The organism is Fusibacter sp. A1 (assembly GCF_004125825.1).
Lineage (GTDB): Bacteria > Bacillota > Clostridia > Peptostreptococcales > Acidaminobacteraceae > QQWI01.
This window is the reverse complement of record NZ_QQWI01000002.1, coordinates 21,816-39,271: the sequence shown is the minus strand read 5'-3', so window position 1 is coordinate 39,271 and position 17,456 is coordinate 21,816. Positions and strand designations below refer to the sequence as shown.

Sequence of the window (17,456 nt, the reverse complement as noted above, 5' to 3'; positions counted from 1 at the left end):
GATCAGTACCCGCCGAATAGACCGATGAGAAAGCTACTGATCATCTGTATGGCGAAAAACGTCGCGATAAAGGAAAAATCGATTCCAGACCGATTCAGTCCGAATCTGGCAAAGAGCATCTTCATCGGAGCAAGAATCGGTTCTGTCATCTTAAGAATCAATTGTGGAAACTGCTGGCTCCAATCTTTTACGACCCATGACATCACCGCTCTGACGACCAAAAGGGCTATAATAATATTTGTAAAATAGTAGATAGTAAATTGAATTGAGTTCATCATGCGCTCCTTATTGTTTAAATCTGAATAACGAATCTTCGATTGTTTCCTCTTGATGCTCAGCAATGGTTTCTGTCTCAATCTTACCTTTGACTTCAACATTGTTTGGAGCCATCAAAAATATTCCGCGTGAAATCTTCTCGGCCTTACCGTCGATGGCACAAAGCGCACCGCTTAGGAAGTCGAAAATTTTTCTGGCAAGCTCAGGTTCGATCGCCTCCAAATTGATGATGACCGGTTTTTTCGAACGTAGGCAGTCCACGATTTCCACCGCTTCATTGAATACCTTCGGTTGAAAGACCTCGATCTTCATGGATGCGTTGTTATGGATATTGAGCACTTTGTTTTTTGACTGAACAGGATAAACAGGTTGTTGAGATGATGATGGGCTATAGCTGTTGTAGCTTAAAGAATTTTCCGACTGATCGGAAGTCGCTTCCATCACATCGTCCTCTTCGCCTTCAAATCCCCAGAAATACTTTAACTTTTCACCGAATGACTTAGCCATTTGAATCCCCCTTAATAATTCCTTTTGCCGTATATACCAGTACCAACACGTACCATTGTCGCACCTTCTTCTATCGCCACTTCAAAATCATGGGTCATCCCCATAGATAATATCGACATATTAACATTATTATACTCGAATTTCTTCACATCTTCAAAAATGCTTTTCATTTTCTTGAAAAATGGTCTTACAGCCTCAGGGGATTCAAAATAGGGCGCGATCGCCATCAGACCGTCAATTTGAATGTGTTCACAGGTTGAGATATGCCTTATCAGCGATTCCACCTCTTCTACGGCGACACCGCTTTTTTGACCTTCATCACCGATGTTGATTTGTATCAGGGCATGAATGACCTTTCCTGCTTCACCCGCGCGCCTTTCAAGCTCGTCAGCAAGTCTTTCCCTATCGAGCGTATGTATCAGGTCCACCTTGTCGATGATCATCTTCACCTTGTTCGTCTGCAGGCTACCGATCATATGCCAGGCGACATCACCCTCGATCAGGTCGTACTTGCGTTTGATTTCCTGTGGCTTGCTCTCCCCGATCATTGTGATTCCAAGCCTTATGGATTCATTGACCAGGTCAGGTTCGATCGTTTTGGAAACTCCGACCAGTTGAATGTCCTTGATGCTTCTTCCCGACCGCTCACAAGCTTTGAGGATCCGCTCATTGATTGTATTTAAGTTAAGACCTATAAACTCGTTTGAATGTTCCTTAGTCAATTTTTTCACCTTCTCTATACTTGTTTGCCGTTCTGACAATTTGGTCTCCATGCCTTACCGTATTCATTGCCACTATGTCGCCATCCTCATTTTTATAGCTGAACCTTCTATCCTGCACGATCACATCGTCACCGACCTCGTCAATGATTTCAACTGGCACAAAGGATGTATTTCGATCAACATCCACTCTTAAGACCCCCTGAAACCCATTTCGGTTCACAAGGGCATCTTTAGGAACTTTCAGTCCTTTGACCTCATCACGCTTGATGTTGACCTGAACAGTTCTTGAATTGTGCATGCTGCTGGACTGCTGCGACATTTTTATCATCAGTACTCCAGCGCCCTCGGATTCGAAAACGTCTTCAATGACCCCTTCAAGTCTTTCTCCTTGAAGTGTGACTGTGACTTTGGATTTTAGTCCATAGAGTTCAAAATCCTCAAGTCTCACCTCACAGGCGATATACCATGAAGCCGTGTTCACTATCTTGAAAAGCGGTGTCCCGAACCTAACAGGTCCGATAGCCGTGTTTGTGGCAGTCAAGGTTTTTTCGAACAGTTGGTCGAATGCGATCTGATACCGGTTATCATACGTCAGCTGGGCTTCCTGCCCATCGATATAGTAGGAGATCAGCCCCGAAGACCGCGTTCTGATCGGCAGGATATCTCCCACCTTGGCATCAACCTTACTGGTACCTGAAACCATGGCCTCTTTCAGTTCAAATGCGCTTTTACTCTCATTGTCGATCGCCTTTTGAATGCGGTCCAATTTGAAGGAAAGTTCTCTCTGTAGAGCGCTCGCCTCTATGAAAGCCTTTGATTTTAACGCTTCAACAAGCTCAGCATACATCTTATCCGCTTCGCTCTTAAGCGTATGGATATCGACGAGTACGACCGTGCTTTCAATGGCCTGAACCTGCTCAGCGAGCGGTTCGACGTCAGAAACCGTGATTCTTCCGATCGTCTCTCCATTTTTAACCCTGTCCCCATCACCCAGATCCGCAGTAAAAGTACCGCTTGTGGGACTGTTCACGATCTGCTCCGATCTGATGATGACCGCTCTGTGACTCGATTCTATAGGAACGTTCTCAAATACCAGCTGAATCAGTTCAGAAGGCGGCTTAAACATGCTGAATATCAGGCTATATGCGATATATGCGAAAATAGCCGTCATGAGCAAGCGACTCATGAATTTACCTTTATTTAACTTTTTTTTACGTTTAGCCATCACACACCATTATCTCTACATCGATTTTTTATTGTCATTTTCAAAAACCTTAAAATACGGTCAGAATAATCTGCCGTATTTAGAAATTATGCTTAGTTTCTCTATAGTTTTCACATTCAACTCGATAATTTCGTCATCAGGCGTCACCAGCCAAAGCGCATTGCTTTTTCTTTTGGCGCCTAAGAGGATGCCTTTGATACGTTGTTTGTTTTTTAGCTTCACACGTATCACATCTCCTACAAACAACTTGAACTTGCCTAGCTTGAACATTTTCATATCCAAATCATCCAGGATGCGCTGTGTCACTTTCTCGCTCTTTATAACCACACGATGCTGCATCAGGTCTTGTTTTTCCTTCATTATCGAAAAAATATAACCGAATATGCTTATTGCCAGCAGCGTGATGACAATTGCAACTAGAATATCCATCATGTACTCCAATCTTCACTTGCATAGAAAATCAAAAACCCAAGACTCTCATCTTGGGTTATATTATATCTCAAATTCGGTAAAAAATAAAGCTGACTGTTAATGCCACATGTCTTCTGATATCAAATCGTCGATTTCATGTTTCTTCGCTCTCAGCATCAGCATTTTTGTCGCTTCAACCGGATCCGCATCTTCGTAAAGCACTTTGTAAAGTTGCTCCACAATCGGCATTTCGACATGATAGATCGACATCAGTTTGTAAGCGGCCTTAATGGTATAGGCGCCTTCTACAGCCATTCCAATCGATTCGATGGCTTCCTTCAGTTTCATACCTTGTCCGATCTTCATACCGCATCGTCGATTTCTCGAATGCATGCTCGTACAGGTGACGATCAGATCACCGATTCCTGCGAGTCCGTCAAAGGTCTGAGCCATCGCTCCCATCGCAAGTCCTAGCCTTTTGATTTCTGCGATACCCCTGGTGATCAGTGCCGCATTGGCATTGTCTCCATAACCGAGTCCGTCGCAGATACCTGCAGCGACTGCGATAATATTCTTAAGGGCGCTGCTGATTTCAACGCCGATCACATCCGGATGGGCGTATACTCTGATATAGGGAGTCATAAACAGATCCTGAACCGCTTCGCTGACTTCACGGATCCTACAAGCGGCGACCAAGGTTGTCGGCATCTGCTTGACGACTTCTTCAGCATGAGACGGACCGGACAGCACAGCGTAGGTATGAGTAGGATAAAACTCCTCGAATATTTTGCTGATCGGCTTTAGCGTATCTATTTCAAGACCCTTTGAGACATTGATGATCACCGTTTCGGGATTGATGAAAGGTACAGCTTCGATCGCACTTCTTATCCCTTGAGTAGGTATGGTGTTGACAAGATAATCAACGTCCCTTGTAGCTTCTTCAATCACACTTGTAAAGGTGATATTTCCATCAAGAAGATGTCCGGGCATATACCTTTCGTTGATTCCAGTTTTTTTAAGGGTGTCCATATGTTCCTTGTTCCGTCCCCACATGATCACAGTGTGACCGTTATCGAGGAGAATTCTAGCTATTGCAGTTGCCCAACTACCAGCTCCTAAAATACCGACTGTTTTCATGATTTGCCTCACTGTTTCTTTTCACGAGTCTTGATGATGATTGGCGTACCGTCAAAGTTAAAGTTCTTTCTGATATGGTTCTCAAGATATCTTATATAGGAGAAGTGCGCAAGCTCCTCATCGTTGATGAACAAGACAAATGTAGGCGGTTTTACGCCGATCTGAGTCATGTAGTAGATCTTGAGTCGCTTACCCTTGTCTGATGGTGGCTGATGCATAAGGATCGCTTCTGAGATGACATCGTTCAGAGTTCCTGTAGGCACTCTAAGCGCCGCCTGGTTGTTTACATAGTCAACCATTTCCATGACGCGTGTCAGCCTTTGTCCTGATTTGACGGACACGAACTCGATCGGAGCGTACTGCATGAAGGAAAGTTCGTTACGTACGATCTTCGTATACTCCTGATAGGTTTTCGTGTTCTTTTCAATCAGATCCCATTTATTCACTAGAATGATTGTCGCTTTGCCCGCTTCATGTGCGTAGCCTGCGACTTTCTTATCCTGCTCTGTAACACCTTCCACTGCATCGATCATCAGCACGCATACATCCGCGCGTTCAATCGCCGTAAGCGCTCTGAACATACTGTACTTTTCAACGTTCTCATCGATTCTTGACTTTCTTCTTAGTCCTGCCGTGTCGATCAGCACATAATCCTTGTCGTTAAGCTGGAAGGGAGTATCGATCGCTTCACGAGTCGTACCTGCGATCTCACTTACGATCACCCGTTCCTCGCCAAGCAGGTTGTTGACAAGCGACGACTTACCTGCGTTTGGCTTTCCGATGACAGCGACTTTAGTCGTATCCTCATCGTAATCTTCAATGACGATATCCTTAAAGTGGCTTACGATCTCATCCAGCAAATCACCCAGATTCAGTCCGTTTACTGAAGAGATTGCGATCGGTTCGCCCATTCCAAGTGTGTAATAATCATAAAAATGTTCTGGCATTCTTGCCGTATCGATCTTATTGGCGACAAGAATCACCGGCTTATGGCTTCTTCTGAGTATCTCTGCGACGTCCTCATCAGCACTTGTCAGATCCGCACGACCGTCGATCATGAACAGGATGACGTCCGCAGCGTCGACAGCAAGCAGGGCCTGTTGTCTCATCTGAGAAAGGATGATATCGTCAGAATCCGGCTCGATTCCGCCAGTATCGATCATTGTGAAATTGTATTTCAGCCAGTTCACATCCGTATAGACCCTATCTCTTGTCACACCCGGTGTATCTTCTACGATCGAAATTCTTTTTCCAGAAATTCGATTAAAAAACGTTGATTTTCCAACATTGGGCCTACCTACGACCGCTACGATTGGTTTTCTCATACTATGCCTCCTAATACTGCATCAATAAATGCAAATCCCGATACTTTGAGTATGCTTACAGGACTTGCAAGAGCATTTGAAATGTCCTCAGGCGTTAAGTCATCGAGCAAGAGCCCATCAGAATTAACCACACTTTCCGGCAGCAACAATCTTCTGCCGTCCATTTCACCCCTTAGCTGATCGATGATATCTTTAGCTGTCAACAGCCCCGATACCGTAATTTTCTCACCGAAGAAATGATTCTCGATGACCTCTACTTTAAGATCGACTTCAGGAAATTTATTCTTGATTGCGTTTTCGATTCTGTTCATCATGCCGCTTGCACCCACTGAGGTGCCGATTGTCACAGCATGTTGAAAAACCTCTCCACTAAAGTTATGAATCGCGTCCAATGCTTCGTCTTCAAATTGACGGATCAGACCAACGCCGTTTTCTATTTGTACATAGCCTTCATAATAGTCGGCTACGGGTATAGCTCTTTTCGCAAGTAGGAAAAACTCATCGGCGGCAAAAACAAATCTGGTGTCAAATTTTTCTAGCAGTCTCGACTGCCACACCGAAACCTGGTCGATGATCTCTTGAGCTTTTTTTTCATCTACCCCTTGCATGTCGGGAAGATTATCTCTGAACTTTGTAAGTCCTATGGGAACAATCGCCATCGAATTCATGTGCGGGTAAAGTCCGCTTAAGAAGTCGATCGTCTCGTCCAAATACTTGCCGTCGTTGAAACCTGGACATAAGACCACCTGTCCGTTCATTTCAATCCCAGCCTCCGCCAAGGCCTTGAGGCGCTCTGCGACCTTACCGGCATGTCGGTTTCCGAGCATCTTCATTCTTAGCTCAGGATCTACCGTATGCACAGAAATATTGATCGGACTCACATGATAATCGATGATACGCTGGAACGTGGCGTCGTTCATATTGGTAAGTGTGACGAAATTCCCCATTAAGAATGACAACCTCGAGTCGTCGTCTTTAAAATAGAGGGTTTCTCTCATTCCCTCTGGCAACTGGTCGATAAAACAGAAGACACATTGGTTCGTGCACCGTTTCGCTTCATCCAATATGGGTTTTTCAAAATTGAGGCCCAGTACTTCATCGTATTCCTTTTCTATTTCAAGTTCCCACTGCTCGCCATCAGGTTTTTGAACGACGATGACGATTTCATCATCATCCATAAAGTATAGAAAATCCATCACATCGACAATGGGTTTGCCGTTGATTTCAATCAACAGGTCTCCGGATTCTATTCCCATCTCCTCGGCGACACTTCCTGGATCGACACTTTTTATTTTATTATTCATGCCTTCTCCACCTCTCCAAATCATATACAGACATAGCTCATATCATCATATCTTACCCGCAGTCATTCGTCAACACCAACATCAGCCGCCAGCAGTTATCACAGCAAGCATCCTTCCGGCATCCGCGCCGTCTCTTCTAAAGGAATAGAACAGGTCGCTTTTCTCGTAAGTACACGCACCGCTCACCTTGATCTTTTCATCACTTATACCCACCTCGGCAAGGGTGTGGACAATGCATTCCTTCAAATTTAAAAAGTATCGTCCATCTTTACTAAGAACCACAGAGGTTGAAAATTTATCCCTAAAGTCAGCCGCGAGCGATTCTCCTACCTCGTAGTGTTCTACGCAGATACCCGGACCGACTACCACCATAAGATCCGACAGGTCCTTATCGCAGATTTCTTTCATCTTCATATAGACCTTCTTTACGAGTTCGCCGTACACGCCTTTCCATCCAGCATGGGCTAGACCGAACACTCCGTTTCTGGCGCTTGCAAAGTAGACCGGATAGCAGTCCGCATGGTAGGTCGTGATGAAAGCGTCGCTGTAGCTGCTTATAATCGCGTCAAAGTCGCCTACTGAACCCGATTCGATGCCCCTGTCGACATAGATCTCCGTACCATGCACCTGGTTGGCATACAAGTGCCTTCTTCTTCCCTTAACAGCCCGGTAGAGTCTCTGATAGTTCTCATCGATATTTCCAGGTTCATCAGAGGTGGCCCTTCCAAAGTTGAGTGACTCAAAGGGAGCCTTGCTGACTCCGCCGATTCTCGTCGAAAAATAAGCCTTCACATTGGAAGGCTTAAGAAATGTAGCATATTCGATTAGCATAAGTGGTTCCTCTCCAAAAGGAGTAATCATCATGGTGTTCTCTTTTCTTTCATGAGCTTGGTGAGCTCATCTACAAAGGTGTTGATATCCTTAAACTGACGGTAGACCGACGCAAACCTGACATAGGCCACCTCATCCAGCCCTTTTAGGGCTTCCATGATGTGCTCTCCGATGACTTGTGTCTCGATTTCCTTGACCATGGAATTATTAAGGTGTTTCTCAATCGACTCACAGATCTGTTCCATCTCATCTAGGGTAATGGGTCTTTTTTCACAAGCCCTGATGATTCCGTTCATGATCTTGCTTCTATTGAAGGCTTCTCTGTTGCCGTCTTTTTTTACAACAACAAGCGGCACCTCTTCGACTTTTTCATATGTAGTGAATCTATTTTTACAAGCGCCGCACTCACGTCTTCTGCGGATTGCGTGACCATCATCAGTTGGTCTTGAATCAATTACCTTTGAATCGTCATCGCTACAAAATGGACATTTCATTCTAATCCCCCTGTCAAACCTATCCGATGGCTAAACAACCAAGAACGGTTGCGGCCTGTTCATCGTAATCGACAATCAGCCCGGCTTGATGATACGTCATATGTTTAGCTAAGCCAATTAGTATATCTTGTGTACTGAAACCTTGAGTTTCATCAATCTGTACAATATATGTATCGTCATCTTCATCGGCTTCTTCACTATTTATTAGAATTGTCGCATAACTATTTTCTTTTCCTACAAAGTGATAGCGTTCCTGCCGGTCTTTCTTTTCTATTCTCACCTCATCCACGACACACTCCTGATCCGTATTGTACCGAAGCTGCGCGAGTGTAATGAACATTTTTTTACCTTTGAGGGTTTTACCCCACTCAATCAGGTCTTGGGGTTCACCTTTTATGATGCCGAACCACGGAGTATAAAGATCTTTTTCAAAGCCGGTTTTTTTAGCAAGCCCCTGTGATTTGTAGTTGAATCCCGTAATCTCTACAAAAGAGGTAGTGCCAAGCTTTGTCATCTTGTTCAATAGATCGAGCGTCACCCAATATCCCAACCCCTTATGTCTGTGCTTCTCCAGCGTATACATGTAACCTATCGAGTTGTCTTCGTGGACAAGGCAGTAGCTCGCCAGCTCACCTTCGATATAAATACCGGAAGTAGGTCTCTCACTGATCGCGCTTCGGATACGCTCTAACGAATCCTCGTTCTTATATTCATACCGATCGTTGATCCCTAGCGCTTCCTCCATCCCTATGTCGACCATCTCATATGGAAAGGATTCCATATGCTGATGGTTCTTGCAGACATAACGGTCCGTAGGCTCCAACCAGTGTAAAAAATAATCCTTATACAGCTCTTTGGCAAGCGGACCCCGCACCCCTGAAAAGCCGTAGAATCCATCCGGCATGTTCTCCAGGTGCTCCTTGATCAGACACGCATCGCCTGTTATATAATTGAAGTACTTGTTCTCCACCCAGACAGTACCTGTCTGAGAATCCTCATACCCCTTATTGTCGGTGTTTTCCAAAATGCCTATCACGTTTAGAGGCACCGGACGACTTTTTCTAAGTCTTTCGATCACAGCACTTCGATTGATGATTTCTTGCATAATACCACCCCCATGGTTCTATTATAGCCCTTTATCCATCATTGGTGTAGTATTAATTGATGCTAATCCTCACACGAAAAAAAACTGCGCTAGGCGCAGTTTTCTAGGAGAACAATTCTTTTACTTTATCAAAAAAACCTTTTTGCTGTGAATAGGCATCCTGACCGATCGATTCACCGAATTCCTTAAGCAGTTTCTTTTGCTTATCGTTCAGATTGGTTGGAGTTTCAATCGTCACTTTCACGTACTGATCGCCTCTTCCATAACCGTTAAGCACAGGAACACCCTTGTTTTTCAGTCTAAAGACCGTACCGGACTGTGTGCCCTCTTTCATCGGATATTTCACTTTTCCGTCAAGAGTAGGCACGATAAGCTCATCACCAAGTGCAGCCTGAATGAATGTGATCGGCATTTCACAGATGATGTCGTTACCTTCACGCTTGAAGATGTTGTGGGGTTGAACACGCATATAAACGTAAACGTCACCCCTTGGACCACCTTTTGTACCCAAATTGCCTTCTTGCTGAAGCGTCATCACCTGACCCTCGTCAACTCCGGCAGGTATCGTCACTTTCATTTTCTTACGTTTTTTTACAATACCATGACCTTTGCAGGTATGGCAGGCTTGTTCGAACGTCTCTCCGGTACCTTTACACTGATCACAAGCTCTCGTTGTGATCTGCTCACCAAATAGAGAACGCTGTCTAAACTTCAGCACGCCTTCTCCACCGCATTTTGAACAAGTGTGCGTCTTTGTACCTGGTTCGGCGCCTTTACCGTTACAAGTAGTACAGTCTTCCGTTCTTAGGTATTCAATTTCCTTGTCTGTTCCAAAAACAGCTTCTTCAAAAGTCAGATCGAGCTGAACTTTTGTGTTTTGGCCTTTTGTAGGTCTGTTACGTGTCTGACCGCCAAATCCGCCTCCGCCACCAAAGAACTCACTTAAAATATCGTCGAATCCATCGAATCCACCAAATCCGGAGTACTGGCCGCCGCCGCCTCCGCCATAGCTTGGATCCACACCAGCATGCCCGAATTGATCATACCGTTGTCTCTTACTAGCATCTGAAAGAATTTCATAAGCTTCATTCGCTTCTTTGAACTTCGCTTCTGCTTCAGCGTTATCAGGATTTCTATCTGGGTGATATTTCATCGCAAGTTTTCTGTAAGCTTTTTTTAGCGTAGCATCGTCCGCACTACGGTCGACACCAAGCACCTCATAAAAATCTTTTTTATTGCTCACTAAAAACTCCGCCTTTCCTAAATTGTCAGTAATTTTCTTCCAAGAGGTAACATTTTGAAACACCCCACCAAGTTTAATGACGGGGTGTTTCTCATTATCATACTACGATTAGTCTTCGTCTACAACCTCATAGTCGGCATCAACTACATCATCAGCAGGAGCTGCGCCTTCTGAAGGACCTTGACCAGTAGCGCCTTGCTCAGCTTGTGCTTTCGCATACACCTTTTGTGCGATTGGTTGGAACGCTTCAGAAAGTTGTTTTTTCGCTTCTTCGATCGCTTCAAGCGTATTTGTTTCAATCGCCTTTTTAAGCGCTTCAACTTTTTCATTTACAGCAGTTTTTTCTTCTTCTGTAACATCTTCTTTTAGTTCATCCAGTGATTTTTCGATTTCGTACATCAAAGACTCAGACTCGTTTTTCACATCGATCAGTTTCTTACGCTTCTCATCTTCCTCACGGAATTTTTCGCCTTCTTCGACTTTTGCCTTGATTTCATCGTCAGAAAGGTTTGTAGAAGCTGTGATTGTGATATGTTGAACCTTGCCTGTACCCATGTCTTTAGCACTTACGTTAACGATACCGTTGGCATCGATGTCGAAAGTAACTTCAACTTGTGGCACTCCTCTTCTTGCTGGCGGGATACCGTCAAGCTGGAAACGACCAAGAGTGATATTGTCTGAAGCCATCGATCTTTCACCTTGTAGTACGTGAACGTCAACCGCTGTTTGGTTATCAGCCGCAGTTGAGAAAATCTGGCTCTTTTTAGTAGGAATTGTTGTATTTCTTTCGATCAGTTTTGTGAATACGCCACCTAATGTTTCAATACCAAGTGAAAGTGGAGTAACATCAAGAAGTAATACGTCTTTAACTTCACCAGTCAAGACACCCGCTTGAATCGCAGCACCTACTGCCACACACTCGTCCGGATTGATACCCTTGTGCGGATCTTTACCCGTGATTTCCTTAACAGCCGCTTGAACCGCAGGAATTCTTGTAGAACCACCTACTAGGATAACTTGGTCAAGATCGCTTGACGAAAGACCCGCATCTGAAAGTGCTTTTCTCATCGGATCCATTGTCGACTTGACAAGGTTGGCAGTCAAGCTCTCGAATTTCGCGCGTGTCACATCGATGTTAAGATGAAGCGGACCTTCTGCTGTCGCTGTGATGAACGGTAGGTTCACGTTTGTAATATTTGTAGAAGAAAGTTCTTTCTTCGCTTTTTCAGCAGCTTCCTTAAGTCTTTGAAGACTCATCTTATCGTTTCTCAAGTCTACGTTGTGTTCGTTTTTGAATGAGTCCGCCAAAAAGTCGATCAACATCTTATCAAAGTCGTCTCCACCTAGGTGGTTGTTGCCGTTTGTAGCAAGAACTTCGAATACGCCATCACCGATCTCTAGAATCGATACGTCGAACGTACCACCACCTAAATCGTAAACCATGATTTTTTGTTGGTGGTCTGTCTTGTCAAGACCGTAAGAAAGCGATGCCGCGGTAGGCTCGTTTATGATACGCTTAACTTCAAGACCAGCGATACGTCCAGCGTCTTTAGTCGCTTGTCTTTGTGAATCCGAGAAGTATGCCGGAACTGTGATTACAGCTTCTGTAACCTTCTCACCAAGGTAGCTTTCAGCATCTTGCTTAAGTTTTGTAAGGATCATCGCTGAGATATCCTGTGGTGTATGGATCGTACCGTCGATGTCGATTTTGTGGTCATGACCCATTTCACGCTTGATCGAGCTGATTGTTCTTTCCGGATTAGTGATCGCTTGTCTTTTAGCTGTCTCACCGACAAGTCTTTCGCCGTTTTTAGCAAAAGCTACGATTGATGGAGTCGTTCTGTTACCTTCTGCGTTAGGGATTACTACCGGTTCGCCACCCTCAAGTACAGATACACATGAATTTGTTGTTCCTAAGTCAATACCAATTACTTTACCCATTATAGATTCCTCCTAGAATTTTATTTGTTATTGAGCCACTTTGACCATAGCCGGTCTGATGACTTTGTCGTTAAGTTTATATCCCTTTTGCAGTACAGCGATTACCGTATCGCTATCGTGATCTTGCGAGGCTTCTGAAATCACTGCGTGATGGCTGTTGGGATCGAATGGAGCTCCCTCAGCCTCTACTTCCTTAAGGCCCTCTTTGGCAAGTACGTCCATGAAGTTTCTAAGAATCATCGTGACACCGTCAACGAACGCCTCTTTGGAACTTTCCTCTGAATGATCAAGCGCCCTTTCAAAATTGTCGATTACCGGCAAAAGCTCTGCCATCAGTTTCTCGTTGGCATTTCTGTAGATGTCGGACTTTTCCTTCTCGCTTCTTTTTTTGTAGTTGGTGAAATCAGCAGAAAGTCTTAAGAACCTTTGCTCCATCTCCTTCACCACTTCAGACATCGCCGTTTCATTGCCGATATCTTCCTTAGCTTCCGCCTTGGCTTCTGCTAAAATTTCCTCTTCTTGCGCATGAATGATATCCTCAATCGCTTCTTCAGCAATCGTATCCTTCACGTCCGTCTCTTTGTTACGGGCCATTTTAAATCCTCCTAAAGATTAATTCCTGAAAAGATGTTGGATAGCGTGTCCGCGATATACTGTATCGTAGACATCACGTAATCGTAGTTCATCCGGGTCGGACCGATGATTCCGATACGACCGTCGTTCTTTCCATTAAATTTATATGGTGCAGCAATAACAGTTAATTGCTGTAGTTCCTCAATTTCATTCTCGTGTCCGATTTTGACAAGCATCTCATCCGATGCGTCTTCAAGGGCACGGTAAATCAGTTTCTTATCCCCCATCAGATCCAAGAATTTTTTTGCCCTGTCGATATCGTTGAACTCAGGAAGCCTGAAGACGTTGTTCACACCATCCACATAAACCTCGAAGTCCTCGATTTCTCTAAGCGAATCCCTCAGTATGGGCATCAGATAATCGATGACCCCCGAATAGGATCCAAGCTCGGGCTTGATCGCATAGATCTGTTTCAGATTGATGGATTCGATTGCCGTATCCACAAACCTCATAAGGAGACAGTCGGCGATCAGGTCAAGCACCTCTTGATTCAGGTCCTTGATTCCGAGGGTGATGCTTTTCACCACTCCCGTATCCGAAACCATGATCATCAACACTTTGCTTTCGTTGACCTTGATCAGTTTCATGTTCTTCAGTCGGCTCTTTTTAAAGAGAGGCATGCTGATCACAGTGGTCAGACCTGTCATTTTGGACAGAAGGGAGAGCGCGTGCAAAATGACATCTTCAATTTCGATGATGCTTGAGGCAAGCATCGACTGAATCAGCCCTTTTTGCTCATGTCCCAGTTCAAAGGATCCTTCAATCAGATCGACATAGAGTCTGTACCCAAGATCGGACGGTATCCTTCCTGCAGACGTATGGGGCTGCATCAGATAACCCAGTTCCTCCAAATCGGCCATTTCGTTTCTAATAGTGGCCGAACTTACCGTAATGGAAGGTTTCTTGGAGATGGTACGGGAACCAACCGGTTGGGCGGTATTTATATAGTCATCGATGATGACCTTTAAAATTCGAAGCTTCCGATCACCTAGTTGCATAGCTACCTCGCTTTGTTAGCACTCGACTTTTAAGAGTGCTAATATCTTTGTAATAAATATACTACCATCTCAAAATCATGTCAAGACTTCTGCGAAAAATTGAATATGAACTTTTTGTGTACATCACAGCTCCATAAGGAGCACGTTGGCTATATTCATGCCCTGATTGGTCAACCTGTAGCCACGGTCAGTCTTCTCAAGCAGACCGTATCCTATGTACTTTCGTGCCCATTCCGCGTACACCTCTTCAAAATCGACATCAAAACGCTCTCCAATCAAACTTGTGTCGATTCCTTCCTTGAGCCTGAAACCTAAAAGAAGGGCTTCATAAAGACGCTCCTCGGCGTCTAGAATAACCTTGTTGTCTATGGGAAGCTTATTGTCATCCAGCATATTAAGGTAGGTCCCCATTGTTTTGATGTTCTCCACCCGTTCGTTTCCTAAAAGATAGACCGCTCCCATCCCTACCCCGAGAGTCGTCACACCACGCCAGTATGACATGTTATGCTTACTTTCATAAGAAGGTTTTGAAAAGTTTGATATCTCATAGCGGACATACCCCTTATTTTCAAGTGTTTCTATGATTAGATCCAGCTGATCAGCATAGGTATCGTCATCAAGCATGCTGATCAGGCCTTTCTCAAGTTCTCTTGCCATGGGTGTTTCAGGCTCTACTTTCAGAGCATAGGTCGAGACATGCTCCGGACTTAGCTCGATGATCGCCTGGAGGCTTTCCTCAACATCATCTAGCGTCTGGCCAGGTATTCCGTAGATCAGATCCAGGCTGATGTTTTTTATCCCCGAAGACCTGATCAGACCGTATGCGTCTACGACGGTTTCAAAGGTCGCCCTTCTCTCTAGAACCTCAAGCAGCCTTGTCTGCTTGGCTTGCATTCCCATGCTGACCCTATTCACCCCAAGCCTTACAAGCGCTGTCATTTTCTCTTTGGATACACTCTCAGGATTCACCTCTACCGTGAACTCCTCACTAGGCAGTCCAAAGGTGGATTTTATCTTGGAGATAATCCGTTCAAAGTGTATCGCCGATAGGATCGACGGCGTCCCACCGCCAAAATAGACCGTTTTCAAGGGGGTAGGATGCTTCTTATGTAAAAGACCAATTTCTTTTATTAGGGCGGACACATACACGTCCACAAAGCTAAGATCTTCTGAAGACACAAAATCACAATAGCCGCACCGATGTTCACAGAACGGTATATGTAGATAAAGATGGGACATGGCTACCTCCTTTTATAAAAAAAGACGACTCAATCTATTCAACTGAGTCGTCCTATCAAACACTACTTGCTATCGTCAAACTTAAGAACTGCTAAGAAAGCGTGTTGTGGGACTTCTACATTACCCATTTGTCTCATACGCTTCTTACCCTCTTTTTGCTTTTCCAATAATTTTTTCTTACGCGAGATATCACCGCCATAACACTTGGCAAGTACGTCTTTTCTAAGCGCGTTGATCGTTTCTCTGGCGATGACCTTTGTACCGATTGTCGCCTGGATAGGAATCGTGAACATCTGTCTTGGAATCTCTTCCTTGAGTCGTTCACAAATTTTTCTTCCACGTGCATAAGCAGAAGATTCGTGAACGATCAGCGAGAAGGCATCGACCATTTCCTTATTAAGGAGGATATCCATTCTGACGAGATCAGAAACCCTGTATTCCTTAAACTCATAATCAAGCGATCCGTAACCGCGCGTCTTTGACTTAAGCGCGTCAAAGAAGTCATAGATAACTTCATTAAGTGGCATTTCGTAGTGAAGCTGCACGCGTCTTTCATCAAGGTATTCCATCTCGAGCATCACGCCACGTCTGTTCTGACAAAGTTCCATCACCGAACCGACATAGTCTTTTGGCACCATGATGTCACAGGTGACAATAGGCTCCTCATTCGTGAGTATCTCGCTTGTAGGCGGAAGATTGGACGGATTCTGAACCATAACCACTTCGCCGCTTGTTTTTGTCACCCGGTAGATTACACTAGGAGCTGACGATATAAGATCGAGACCGAACTCCCTGTCCAGTCTTTCCTGAATGATTTCCATATGCAGGAGCCCTAGGAAGCCGCATCTGAAACCGAAACCAAGGGCCACGGACGTCTCCGGTTCGAAAGTAAGCGCCGCATCGTTCAGTTGTAGCTTCTCAAGAGCGTCCCTGATCACTTCAAAATCCTGACCCTCAGCAGGGTAAATACCGCAGAATACCATCGGCGTCGCCGGTTTGTAGCCAGGAAGCGCCTCTGCTGTAGGATTGTCCCTATAGGTGATCGTATCACCGACAGTGCAGTCCTTAACATTCTTGATACTCGCTGTGATATATCCAACATCGCCGGCTTGCAGTATTTTAGTAGGAATCATGGCCGGTGTGAAGATACCGACTTCTGTCACTTCATAGCTTACATTCTTAGCCATCATCTTGATCCAGTCGCCTTTTTTGATCGAACCGTCAAGGACTCTGACATAAGCGACCGCACCCTTGTACGAATCGTAATACGAGTCGAAGATAAGCGCTTTTAGCGGACCGTCCTCGTCACCTGACGGAGGCGGAACCCTTTCGACGATCGCTTCTAACACGCTGTCGATATTGATGCTGTTTTTCGCTGAGATCTGCGGCGCGTCTTCTGCGACGATGCCTACGATATCTTCAATTTCCTGGATGACCTCTTCCGGCCTTGAGCTCGGCAGGTCGATCTTGTTAAGCACTGGAATGATCTCTAGGTCTTGCTCTAAAGCCAGATACACGTTTGCAAGCGTCTGCGCTTCGACGCCCTGTGTGGCGTCAACTACAAGAATAGCACCTTCGCAGGCCTTAAGGCTTCTTGATACCTCATAGGTAAAGTCTACATGGCCAGGAGTATCTATCAGATTCAGAATATATTCCTCGCCGTTTTTCGCTTGATACACAAGCCTTGATGATTGCAATTTAATTGTGATACCACGTTCGCGCTCTAGATCCATACTGTCAAGGATTTGCTCTTTCATCTCACGTTTTGTGAGCATACCGGTCGTTTCGATCAGTCGATCCGCAAGGGTCGACTTACCGTGGTCGATATGAGCAATGATACTAAAATTGCGAATGTGTTCTTGTCTCTTAGACATAACACGCACTCCTTTATCTATACATTTAATTTCATGTTTTTGATTTCTCCAAAATTACATCAAATTATACCACGAAAATTAATGACATGATACCTTTTTTGTGATACTCTAATGAAAGTGCGCAAAATGTATTTGAAAACTACTATATTTTACTTGCTTTGATGTGTAAGGCGTGGTAGAATACTTTTGTT

17 protein-coding genes are annotated in these 17,456 nt (G+C 44.6%); all 17 read right to left on the bottom strand.

Annotated elements, in window-relative coordinates:
* Positions 1-2: 2 nt before the first annotated feature.
* Positions 3-275, bottom strand: a complete 273-nt coding sequence (locus tag DWB64_RS02155; protein WP_164980188.1) for a YggT family protein — start codon at positions 273-275, stop codon at positions 3-5.
* A gap of 10 nt (positions 276-285) precedes the next feature.
* Positions 286-783: a cell division protein SepF gene (locus DWB64_RS02150; RefSeq protein ID WP_129486543.1), complete on the bottom strand. Its 498-nt coding sequence runs from the start codon at positions 781-783 to the stop codon at positions 286-288.
* Positions 784-794: 11 nt separating this feature from the next.
* Complete coding sequence (locus tag DWB64_RS02145) at positions 795-1,505, bottom strand: YggS family pyridoxal phosphate-dependent enzyme (RefSeq protein WP_243118938.1); 711 nt, start codon at positions 1,503-1,505, stop codon at positions 795-797.
* Positions 1,498-2,730 (bottom strand): HlyD family efflux transporter periplasmic adaptor subunit, encoded by a 1,233-nt coding sequence (locus DWB64_RS02140; RefSeq protein WP_129486541.1) that lies wholly within the window; start codon positions 2,728-2,730, stop codon positions 1,498-1,500. Before DWB64_RS02140 ends, DWB64_RS02145 begins: the two co-directional genes overlap by 8 nt.
* A gap of 60 nt (positions 2,731-2,790) precedes the next feature.
* On the bottom strand, positions 2,791-3,159 hold the full coding sequence (locus tag DWB64_RS02135) for a hypothetical protein (RefSeq protein ID WP_129486540.1): 369 nt from the start codon (positions 3,157-3,159) through the stop codon (positions 2,791-2,793).
* A 99-nt stretch (positions 3,160-3,258) separates the two neighbouring features.
* The gene (locus DWB64_RS02130) at positions 3,259-4,278 is read right to left on the bottom strand and encodes an NAD(P)H-dependent glycerol-3-phosphate dehydrogenase (protein WP_129486539.1); all 1,020 of its coding nucleotides are present in this window, start codon (positions 4,276-4,278) and stop codon (positions 3,259-3,261) included.
* 8 nt (positions 4,279-4,286) lie between these two features.
* Positions 4,287-5,603: a ribosome biogenesis GTPase Der gene (gene der, locus DWB64_RS02125; protein WP_129486538.1), complete on the bottom strand. Its 1,317-nt coding sequence runs from the start codon at positions 5,601-5,603 to the stop codon at positions 4,287-4,289.
* Positions 5,600-6,907 (bottom strand): DUF512 domain-containing protein, encoded by a 1,308-nt coding sequence (locus DWB64_RS02120; RefSeq protein WP_206736639.1) that lies wholly within the window; start codon positions 6,905-6,907, stop codon positions 5,600-5,602. Before DWB64_RS02120 ends, der begins: the two co-directional genes overlap by 4 nt.
* A gap of 81 nt (positions 6,908-6,988) precedes the next feature.
* A complete protein-coding gene (gene pgeF, locus DWB64_RS02115; protein WP_164980187.1) occupies positions 6,989-7,738 on the bottom strand; it encodes a peptidoglycan editing factor PgeF in 750 nt (249 codons plus the stop codon).
* Positions 7,739-7,767: 29 nt separating this feature from the next.
* Positions 7,768-8,232, bottom strand: a complete 465-nt coding sequence (nrdR, locus tag DWB64_RS02110) for a transcriptional regulator NrdR (protein WP_129486535.1) — start codon at positions 8,230-8,232, stop codon at positions 7,768-7,770.
* Between the two features lie 19 nt (positions 8,233-8,251).
* Complete coding sequence (locus tag DWB64_RS02105; RefSeq protein WP_129486534.1) at positions 8,252-9,337, bottom strand: GNAT family N-acetyltransferase; 1,086 nt, start codon at positions 9,335-9,337, stop codon at positions 8,252-8,254.
* A gap of 103 nt (positions 9,338-9,440) precedes the next feature.
* Positions 9,441-10,580 (bottom strand): molecular chaperone DnaJ, encoded by a 1,140-nt coding sequence (gene dnaJ, locus DWB64_RS02100; protein WP_129486533.1) that lies wholly within the window; start codon positions 10,578-10,580, stop codon positions 9,441-9,443.
* Positions 10,581-10,688: 108 nt separating this feature from the next.
* Entirely contained in the window at positions 10,689-12,521 is a 1,833-nt protein-coding gene (gene dnaK, locus DWB64_RS02095) for a molecular chaperone DnaK (RefSeq protein WP_129486532.1), read from the bottom strand.
* A 27-nt stretch (positions 12,522-12,548) separates the two neighbouring features.
* On the bottom strand, positions 12,549-13,115 hold the full coding sequence (gene grpE / locus DWB64_RS02090; protein WP_129486531.1) for a nucleotide exchange factor GrpE: 567 nt from the start codon (positions 13,113-13,115) through the stop codon (positions 12,549-12,551).
* A gap of 11 nt (positions 13,116-13,126) precedes the next feature.
* Positions 13,127-14,152: a heat-inducible transcriptional repressor HrcA gene (gene hrcA / locus DWB64_RS02085; RefSeq protein ID WP_129486530.1), complete on the bottom strand. Its 1,026-nt coding sequence runs from the start codon at positions 14,150-14,152 to the stop codon at positions 13,127-13,129.
* Between the two features lie 123 nt (positions 14,153-14,275).
* On the bottom strand, positions 14,276-15,391 hold the full coding sequence (gene hemW, locus DWB64_RS02080; protein ID WP_129486529.1) for a radical SAM family heme chaperone HemW: 1,116 nt from the start codon (positions 15,389-15,391) through the stop codon (positions 14,276-14,278).
* Between the two features lie 62 nt (positions 15,392-15,453).
* Positions 15,454-17,265, bottom strand: coding sequence for a translation elongation factor 4 (gene lepA / locus DWB64_RS02075; protein ID WP_164980186.1), 1,812 nt, complete (start codon positions 17,263-17,265; stop codon positions 15,454-15,456).
* Between the last annotated feature and the right edge of the window lie 191 nt (positions 17,266-17,456).

Excerpts from the sequence above, each read along its gene's own strand:
- DWB64_RS02155 (WP_164980188.1), bottom strand. The coding sequence starts at position 275 with ATGAACTCAATTCAATTTACTATCTACTATTTTACAAATATTATTATA.
- DWB64_RS02150 (WP_129486543.1), bottom strand. The coding sequence starts at position 783 with ATGGCTAAGTCATTCGGTGAAAAGTTAAAGTATTTCTGGGGATTTGAA.
- DWB64_RS02140 (WP_129486541.1), bottom strand. The coding sequence starts at position 2,730 with ATGGCTAAACGTAAAAAAAAGTTAAATAAAGGTAAATTCATGAGTCGC.
- DWB64_RS02135 (WP_129486540.1), bottom strand. The coding sequence starts at position 3,159 with ATGGATATTCTAGTTGCAATTGTCATCACGCTGCTGGCAATAAGCATA.
- DWB64_RS02130 (WP_129486539.1), bottom strand. The coding sequence starts at position 4,278 with ATGAAAACAGTCGGTATTTTAGGAGCTGGTAGTTGGGCAACTGCAATA.
- der (WP_129486538.1), bottom strand. The coding sequence starts at position 5,603 with ATGAGAAAACCAATCGTAGCGGTCGTAGGTAGGCCCAATGTTGGAAAA.
- DWB64_RS02120 (WP_206736639.1), bottom strand. The coding sequence starts at position 6,907 with ATGAATAATAAAATAAAAAGTGTCGATCCAGGAAGTGTCGCCGAGGAG.
- pgeF (WP_164980187.1), bottom strand. The coding sequence starts at position 7,738 with ATGCTAATCGAATATGCTACATTTCTTAAGCCTTCCAATGTGAAGGCT.
- nrdR (WP_129486535.1), bottom strand. The coding sequence starts at position 8,232 with ATGAAATGTCCATTTTGTAGCGATGACGATTCAAAGGTAATTGATTCA.
- DWB64_RS02105 (WP_129486534.1), bottom strand. The coding sequence starts at position 9,337 with ATGCAAGAAATCATCAATCGAAGTGCTGTGATCGAAAGACTTAGAAAA.
- dnaK (WP_129486532.1), bottom strand. The coding sequence starts at position 12,521 with ATGGGTAAAGTAATTGGTATTGACTTAGGAACAACAAATTCATGTGTA.
- grpE (WP_129486531.1), bottom strand. The coding sequence starts at position 13,115 with ATGGCCCGTAACAAAGAGACGGACGTGAAGGATACGATTGCTGAAGAA.
- hrcA (WP_129486530.1), bottom strand. The coding sequence starts at position 14,152 with ATGCAACTAGGTGATCGGAAGCTTCGAATTTTAAAGGTCATCATCGAT.
- hemW (WP_129486529.1), bottom strand. The coding sequence starts at position 15,391 with ATGTCCCATCTTTATCTACATATACCGTTCTGTGAACATCGGTGCGGC.
- lepA (WP_164980186.1), bottom strand. The coding sequence starts at position 17,265 with ATGTCTAAGAGACAAGAACACATTCGCAATTTTAGTATCATTGCTCAT.